The organism is Pseudomonas sp. P5_A12, from assembly GCF_056400685.1.
The window spans coordinates 1-7,303 of the sequence record NZ_JBFUKU010000261.1 but is presented as its reverse complement, the minus strand read 5'-3'; the positions used below and the strand labels follow the sequence as shown (position 1 = coordinate 7,303).

Below are 7,303 nucleotides of genomic sequence, written 5' to 3'. Positions count from 1 at the left end.
GCCATGGCCTGAATACGTTGCGCATTCTCGGGGGTTGGTCGCCAAACATAAAGCCCAACCTGTCGAGATCGACGAAATGTGCGGTACAAAATAAATGAAACTCCGTGCAAACGCCTCCGGTCAATCCTTGTGTAACGACTTTTCTCATTGAATTGTTCACAGGAGAAACACCATGAGCAGCACTGGCGATAAAGTAAAAGGCATGGCGAACGAAGCGGTCGGCAACGTCAAGCAAGGTGTCGGCAAAGCAACCGACAACCCCAAGCTGCAAGCCGAAGGCAAAGTTCAGGAAAGGAAAGGCGAAGCTCAGCAAGCGGTGGGCAAAGCCAAAGACGCCATCAAGAAAGGTGTCGACGAGGCTTGATTTGGCAATTGAGGATGATCAGGAACGGCCATCCACGGATGGCCGTTTTTGTATCAGCCTGAACTTGATCACTGAAATTGTTTCAAAGTCGCCAAGTAGGCTACTTTGATGTAGAAAACGGCCMTTGAGTCGCCATGACTGACTCCCGATCTTGCGGCGAAAGGAGACGCTAATGATTTTCCCGGACATGAAAAATCTGCCCCTGCACCGCGTGATGATGCGCACGGTCACCGAGTTCATCGACGATGAAATGTCGACCTATGCCTCGGCGCTGGCCTATCAGATGTTGTTCTCGTTGTTTCCCTTCATCCTGTTCCTGATTGCGCTGATCGGTTTCCTGCACCTGCCGGATTTTTTCTCCTGGCTGCGCCTGCAATCGGAACTGGTCTTGCCGCCCCAAGCGCTGGAACAGGTCAACCCGGTGATTGACCAGCTTCAGCAATCCAAGGGGGGCTTGCTCTCGGTGGGTATCGTGATTGCGCTGTATACAGCTTCCGCCGGTGTGCGGCTGATGATGAGCGCCATGAACGCCGCCTACGACGTGGTCGAAGGCCGACCGGCGTGGAAGCGCTTTCCGTTGTCGATCATCTACACCATCGGCATCGCCGGGATGCTGTTGATCGCCGCGGCGCTGATGGTGCTCGGCCCACAGGTGATGGGCTGGATCGCCTCGCAAGTCGGCCTTGAAGACTTTATCGTCACCGTGTGGACCATCCTTCGCTGGCCTGTCGTTGTGATTTTGTTGATGGTCGCGGTGGCGTTGATTTATTACGTCATGCCGGACGTCAAACAAGAGTTTCGGTTCATTACGCCAGGATCGGTGCTGGCGGTGGTGGTGTGGATCCTCGCCTCCGTGGGCTTCGGTCTGTACGTCAAAACGTTCGCCGATTACAACGCCATGTATGGCAGTATCGGCGCGATCATCGTGCTATTGCTGTACTTCTACATTTCTTCCGCGGTGCTGTTGCTCGGCGCGGAGATGAATGCGGTAATCGAACACATGTCGAGGGAGGGCAAGGACCCCGGCGAGAAGTACCCTGGAGAGCCCGGCCATGACCATCAAAAACACCACGTTTCGGGATTGGGGCGCGATCACTCGGTCCATCCCTCCACTGACGAAGTCATCAAATGATCCGTGAAATTCTGAAAATGGGCGATGAGCGCCTGCTGCGCATTGCCCCGCCGGTTCCGGCCGAGATGTTCGACAGCCCCGAGTTGTGGCAATTGATCGACGACATGTTCCAGACCATGGAAAGCGTCGGTGGCGTTGGCTTGGCTGCGCCGCAGATTGGGGTCGACCTGCAACTGGTGATTTTCGGTTTCGAGCACAGCGAGCGCTATCCGGACGCAGAAGCGGTGCCGCAAACCATTCTGATCAATCCGCTGATCACGCCGTTGAGCCCGACGCTGGAAGAGGGGTTTGAAGGTTGCCTGTCCGTGCCGGGCCTGCGCGGCGCCGTGGAGCGTTACCAGCAGATTCGCTACGAAGGAGTCGACCCCAAGGGCCAGCCCATCGTGCGCATTGCTTCAGGGTTCCATGCGCGTGTGGTGCAGCATGAATGCGATCACCTGATCGGCCGTTTGTACCCGTCGCGGATTACCGACTTCAGCAAGTTCGGGTTTACCGAGGTCATGTTCCCCGATCTTGATCCCAACGCTGACGACTGATTCAAAATTACCTCAAACCCCCGTGGGAGCGAGCCTGCTCGCGATAGCGGTGTATCAGACACAACTTTGCTGACTGACACACCGCTATCGCCGGCAAGCCGGTCTCGCTCCCACAGTAGATCCTCACTAGTCTTTAGCCGGCTCCAGCCCCATCGCAATCATCGGCTTGCTGCGCGCATAGCGGCTCAACCGTTCAACCATGGCATAGGGCATCTGCGGATCGAAGGCGAAGCCGCGACGTTCATAAAAACCACGTAAATCCGGATGGCAAAACAACCACACCGGAAGGTCGAGGTCCTTGACCGCCGCGGCGATCAACGCGCCGGCAACCCCTTGTTCGCGACAGGCCGGATCCACAAACAGCCCGGTCAGCCAATGCCCGCCCGCCACCGGCCGCAAACACAGCGCCGCTACAATCTCATCGCGCCGCGCGACCCATAACCGCGCGTCGCGCACGGCCTTCATCGGCGATTGGTGAGCGCGATAAAATTTGTTCATCAGTGGCCATAACGGCTCGTCGAGCAAGGTGTACCGGGTGTCGGGCATGGGTCTGGACTGTCAGTGTGCAAAGCCTGCGATTATAAAAGAACACGCGCGCAGGGATAGGTGTATACCTGATCTCACATCCCGTGTGAGTGGAGTACGCATCATGTCCAAAGGTATGGATTCGAAGAAAGCAGCGAAGAAAAAGCCGGCGAAAACCGCCATCGAAAAGCGCGCGGACAAGAAGGCCAAGAAGGTGGATGTGTTCGGTCATTGATCCCGCTCCAAGGGAGCCCGGCAATCGGGCTCCTGCTGCTCGTCTAACGATATAAGCAAATCATCTGCAAGATTTCCCCAGGCTGTTGCACAGAGGTGGACTGGTTCCCGATCTGAGCAACGCCATGCCCCATTACTTCGATAGCGTCCACCAAGAAGAAATCAAAACCCTGGGCCAACGCCTGACCGCCCGCACCGAGTGGCCGACCTGGCTGTTGTTGATCGGCGTGTATGGTGGTTGGTTCAGTCTGATACTRACGAGTGATCGATTGGGGTGGTGGAGCACGGTGTTGCTAATTCCACTGCTGGTGTTGTGGTTGTCGGTGCAGCACGAATTGCTGCACGGTCATCCGACCCGCTGGACATGGCTAAACAAAGTCCTCGGCTACGCACCGTTCGCTGTCTGGTATCCCTACACCCTGTATCGCGACAGCCATCTGCTGCATCACCGCGACGAAGACCTGACCCTTCCCGGTCGCGATCCGGAAAGCCGCTACCTGAGCACCGAGCAGTGGCAGGGCAGTTCGCTGTTCGAGCAGGGCCTGCACTGGCTGAACAAAACCGTCCTGGGTCGTTTTGTGTTCGGCGCACCGCTGGCATTACTGGCGCTGGTTCGGGAAGAAGGGCCGCGACTGAAAGCCGGCCATCGACAAGCCTGGTTTATGTGGCTAAGCCACGGCGCACTGACCTTGCTGATGCTGGCGTTCATCGCCCGCTACAGCGTGCTGCCGGTGTGGCATTACCTGTTCCTGATCAGTGTGCCCGCGCTGTCGATTGCGATGATTCGCTCCTACTATGAACATCGTCCCCACGCCGCCCCTGAGCAACGAACCGTGCTCAACGAAGCCGCGTGGCCTTGGCGCTTGCTGTTCCTGAACCTTAATTTTCACCTGGTGCATCACGACTTGCCGGGGCTGCCGTGGTACGACTTGCCGCGGGCTTATCACGCACGTCGCGAGCAATGGATTGAGCGCAGTGGCGGGTTTCTGGTGCGGGGTTATGGGCGGTTGTGGCGCCAGAACGGGATCAAAGCAATAGACAGCCCACAACATCCGTTCCACTGATTTTTCGGGATTAACACCTGCACCCTGTGGGAGCGAGCCTGCTCGCGAAAGGGCCCTGTCAGTCGACATTGTTGTTAACTGACACACCCTCATCGCGAGCAGGCTCGCTCCCACAGTGGAAATTTTTCGCCGGGACGATTTTGATGACTCAACACCTTGCCGAATTACTGATGTATGTCGCCCCAGAGCCGATCCGCCAGGCCAACGAACGCTGGCTGACGCGCATTCTTGAACGGCTCGGTAGCGATCGTCTTGATGCCAAAGACCTGTCACTGACGGACCTCTGGCTCTCCCCGCATCTGCTGCTGACCCAAACCTGCGGCTACCCGCTGATGACGGCATTGCGCGGTCGGGTCCGGGTGATCGGGCGGCCTCGTTATGAATTGCCGGACAGCAGCGGTGGCAGCCATTGCAGCCTGCTGTTGAGTCGCGCCGATGACCTTCGGCGGACCTTGACTGACTTTTACGACAGCCGTGGCGTGATCAATGGTGAAGATTCCAACAGCGGCATGAACCTGCTGCGCCATCGACTGGCGCCGCTGCATCGCGAAGGACAGTTCTTTGCCAGTGTCGCCATCAGCGGCAGCCACCGCGAAAGCCTGCGCTGGCTGCGTGAAGATCAAGCGGATCTGGCGGCCATCGACAGCGTGACCTTTGCTTATCTGGCGCGACATGCCGGCGAAGAAGTCGCCGGCCTGCACGTCATTGCCCGAAGCGCGTTCAGTCCGACCTTGCCGTACATCTCCGCCGCCGGGACTTCCAGTGAACAGGCTGAGCACCTGCGGCAGGTGATGAATCAGACCTTGAGCGAACTGCCTGACGTCGCTGAAATCCTCGGGCTAAAAGAGGTGCTGCCCGCCAGCGAAATCGACTATCAAGTCGTCCTCGACTATCAGCATGAAGCGCAAACGCTGGGCTACGGACGTTTACGCTGAAATTTCAAAATAGAATATAAAAATGCTTTTTAAATATTATTAAAGAATAAGGCTCCTTGTTAGGATCGCGCCACCGGATCACCGGACATTCAGCGACCCCTAACCCTTGGAGCCTCTATGTCCGGCACCGACCTATCCCATCGCAATCACGTGGGCGGATTGTTCCGCGCCCACTACCCTTGGCTGTGCGCGAGCTTGCGCCAGCAGTTGGGAGCCAGCACAAATGTCGAAGACATCGCCGTCGACACCTTTGTGCAATTGCTCGAATCCCCAAACCTGACACCCATTCGTGAGCCGCGCGCGTTGCTCACCACCATCGCCCGCCGACGAGTTTATGAGCTTTGGCGCCGCGCAAATCTGGAGCGCCAGCACATTGAGCGCTTACAGCAGACGGACCTGCCTGGCGCACCATCACCTGAAGAGTTGATGCAGTTCTCGCAAGCTCTGAACACGCTGGACCGCACCCTCGAGCGCTTGCCGGGCAAAGTCAGGGCGACCTTCCTGCTGTCGCGCGTCGACGGCCTGACCTATCCGCAAATTGCCGCCGAGCTGGGCATTTCCCAGCGTTCGGTCAGCGTTTACATGACCCGCACCCAAGCCCTGTGCGCCCGGCACAGCGCCAACCAACCCTTGACCCGGAGGTCCGCATGAGATCGATCAAAACCCTGCTCGGCAGTTCGCTGCTGGCGCTCAGCCTGGTGGCCAGCCAGGTTCCGGCGGCGGAAAAAGTCGCGCCCATTCACTTCGGCGACATCACCTGGGAGAGCGGTAGCCTGATCACCGAAATCCTGCGGCTGATTGTCGAGAAAGGGTATGGCTACCCGACCGACACGTTGCCGGGCAGCACCGTCAGCCTCGAAGCGGCCTTGGCCAAAAATGACATTCAAGTGATCGGCGAAGAGTGGGCGGGGCGCAGTCCAGCGTGGGTAAAGGCGTCTGCCGAGGGCAAGGTGTTTGGGTTGGGCGACACGGTCAAAGGCGCCACCGAAGGGTGGTGGGTGCCGGAATACGTGATCAAGGGCGACCCGGAGCGTGGCATCAAGCCGCTGGCCCCGGAGTTGAAGTCTGTTGCTGATCTGGCGAAGTACAAGGATGTGTTTCGCGACCCGGAAGACCCGAGTCGCGGCCGCTTCCTCAACAGCCCCACCGGCTGGACGTCGGAGATCGTCAACAGCCAAAAACTCAAGGCCTATGACCTGACCGCCAGCTACGTCAATTTCCGCACCGGTTCCGGCGCGGCACTGGATGCCGAGGTCGCTTCATCGATCCGCCGTGGCAAACCGGTGCTGTTCTACTACTGGTCGCCGACGCCGCTGCTGGGTCGTTTCAAACTGGTGAAACTTGAAGAACCGCCGTTCGACGCGCAAGCCTGGAAGACCCTGGCCGATGCGAACAACCCAAACCCCAAGGGCACGCGCTCGATGCCGGCCAGCCTGGCCATTGGCGTGTCGGCGCCGTTCAAGGCGCAGTACCCGGACTTGGTGGAATTCTTTGAAAAGGTCGATTTGCCGATCGATCTGCTGAACCAGACGCTGGGACAGATGAGCGAAAAACGCCTGCAACCACGTGAAGTGGCTCAGGCGTTTTTACGGGAGCAACCGCAGGTGTGGAAGGGTTGGGTGCCGGGAGAGGTGGCTACCAAAGTGAGTGCAAGTCTGTAATTTTGTAGTGCCTGGTTAAAGGTTGAGGGGAAGCCATTGCAGTTGAATGAGTCTTCTCCGAAAAGCTGCCCCTCGAACGTTGAGGGGCAATATTTTTAGTTGGAATATTTCGTTGGGCCAGGTCTATTCTGTCAGCGAAAAATCACCACTGACCTCTGCGGTATTTTTAGGGTTTTGCTGATCTACTGCGGTGAATTTGAAGCTGCCTCGTGCAAATTTTTTTGCCAGGTCTACTTCAAGCAAAGTAATTACGCCTCCTTCCACTTGCCCCTCCCAGAAGTTCGCGGGCTCTTTTGGGTTGTACAATCCAATAACGATAAGACCCTCTGCATCTGGTTCTGTGAATGGATACGAGCCAGGTTCGATTTTGCCTTTGATATCCAGTCCGGCCCCCCATACAGCGGGAGGGGAGTCAATGTTGAATCCGCCAACCCGCAGTTGATCTCGGTTCACCAGCAGAACGTGGTACGTAGTTGGAATAGACACCTCATCTCCGCCGTTTACCCTGGCTTTTACGCTGAACAGCCCGATTGCTTTTTTTCTGTATTCATAGTTTTTCTTCCTTGCGGGTTATCAATAGAGCCCCGGTTATTCTGCGAACGCGGCTGGGCCATGATTTTCCAGGCAAGGGTGAGCGTCTACTGTCAGAAGTTACAGGTATTGGCTTTTTAACCGAAGTAAGAGACTAACGGTCGGAAGGTTTAAAGCAAAAGAGCCCCTGGCGGGTAATGCCGATCAGTTAAGCCATTACGCGATCTGTAGCAGCTGGCGAAGCCTGCGTTCGGCTGCGCAGCAGTCGTAAAACCTGAGTTTGCGGTCTTCCTGAAACACCGCATCATCTGATTGCACGAC

Annotated in this window: 9 protein-coding genes; 7 read left to right on the top strand and 2 right to left on the bottom strand. The window is 57.2% G+C overall.

Annotated features, from left to right (window positions below; all coding sequences use genetic code 11):
* Positions 1-172: 172 nt before the first annotated feature.
* From AC1DSG_RS24635 to def, 3 genes are all read left to right on the top strand, one after another.
* Positions 173-364 carry a CsbD family protein gene (locus tag AC1DSG_RS24635; RefSeq protein ID WP_477793227.1) on the top strand — a complete coding sequence of 64 codons (192 nt, stop codon included), beginning with the start codon at positions 173-175 and terminating at the stop codon, positions 362-364.
* Positions 365-536: 172 nt separating this feature from the next.
* Positions 537-1,496: a YihY/virulence factor BrkB family protein gene (locus AC1DSG_RS24630; RefSeq protein ID WP_477793226.1), complete on the top strand. Its 960-nt coding sequence runs from the start codon at positions 537-539 to the stop codon at positions 1,494-1,496.
* A complete protein-coding gene (def, locus tag AC1DSG_RS24625; protein ID WP_223511909.1) occupies positions 1,493-2,032 on the top strand; it encodes a peptide deformylase in 540 nt (179 codons plus the stop codon). The genes AC1DSG_RS24630 and def overlap by 4 nt, the downstream gene beginning before the upstream one ends.
* 126 nt (positions 2,033-2,158) lie before the next feature.
* Here def and AC1DSG_RS24620 read toward each other — a convergent pair whose 3' ends face one another.
* Positions 2,159-2,578 carry a GNAT family N-acetyltransferase gene (locus AC1DSG_RS24620; RefSeq protein ID WP_477793225.1) on the bottom strand — a complete coding sequence of 140 codons (420 nt, stop codon included), beginning with the start codon at positions 2,576-2,578 and terminating at the stop codon, positions 2,159-2,161.
* 338 nt (positions 2,579-2,916) lie between these two features.
* Here AC1DSG_RS24620 and AC1DSG_RS24615 point away from each other — a divergent pair, with 338 nt between their 5' ends.
* From AC1DSG_RS24615 to AC1DSG_RS24600, 4 genes are all read left to right on the top strand, one after another.
* The gene (locus AC1DSG_RS24615) at positions 2,917-3,855 is read left to right on the top strand and encodes a fatty acid desaturase (RefSeq protein ID WP_477793224.1); all 939 of its coding nucleotides are present in this window, start codon (positions 2,917-2,919) and stop codon (positions 3,853-3,855) included.
* A gap of 26 nt (positions 3,856-3,881) precedes the next feature.
* Positions 3,882-4,790, top strand: coding sequence for a phosphate/phosphite/phosphonate ABC transporter substrate-binding protein (locus AC1DSG_RS24610; RefSeq protein WP_477793223.1), 909 nt, complete (start codon positions 3,882-3,884; stop codon positions 4,788-4,790).
* 117 nt (positions 4,791-4,907) lie between these two features.
* A complete protein-coding gene (locus AC1DSG_RS24605) occupies positions 4,908-5,441 on the top strand; it encodes a sigma-70 family RNA polymerase sigma factor (protein ID WP_477793222.1) in 534 nt (177 codons plus the stop codon).
* Positions 5,438-6,451, top strand: a complete 1,014-nt coding sequence (locus AC1DSG_RS24600) for an ABC transporter substrate-binding protein (RefSeq protein ID WP_477793221.1) — start codon at positions 5,438-5,440, stop codon at positions 6,449-6,451. The genes AC1DSG_RS24605 and AC1DSG_RS24600 overlap by 4 nt, the downstream gene beginning before the upstream one ends.
* 123 nt (positions 6,452-6,574) lie before the next feature.
* Here the strand turns inward: AC1DSG_RS24600 and AC1DSG_RS24595 are convergent, their stop codons facing one another.
* Entirely contained in the window at positions 6,575-6,937 is a 363-nt protein-coding gene (locus tag AC1DSG_RS24595; RefSeq protein ID WP_477793220.1) for a hypothetical protein, read from the bottom strand.
* Positions 6,938-7,303 lie beyond the last annotated feature (366 nt).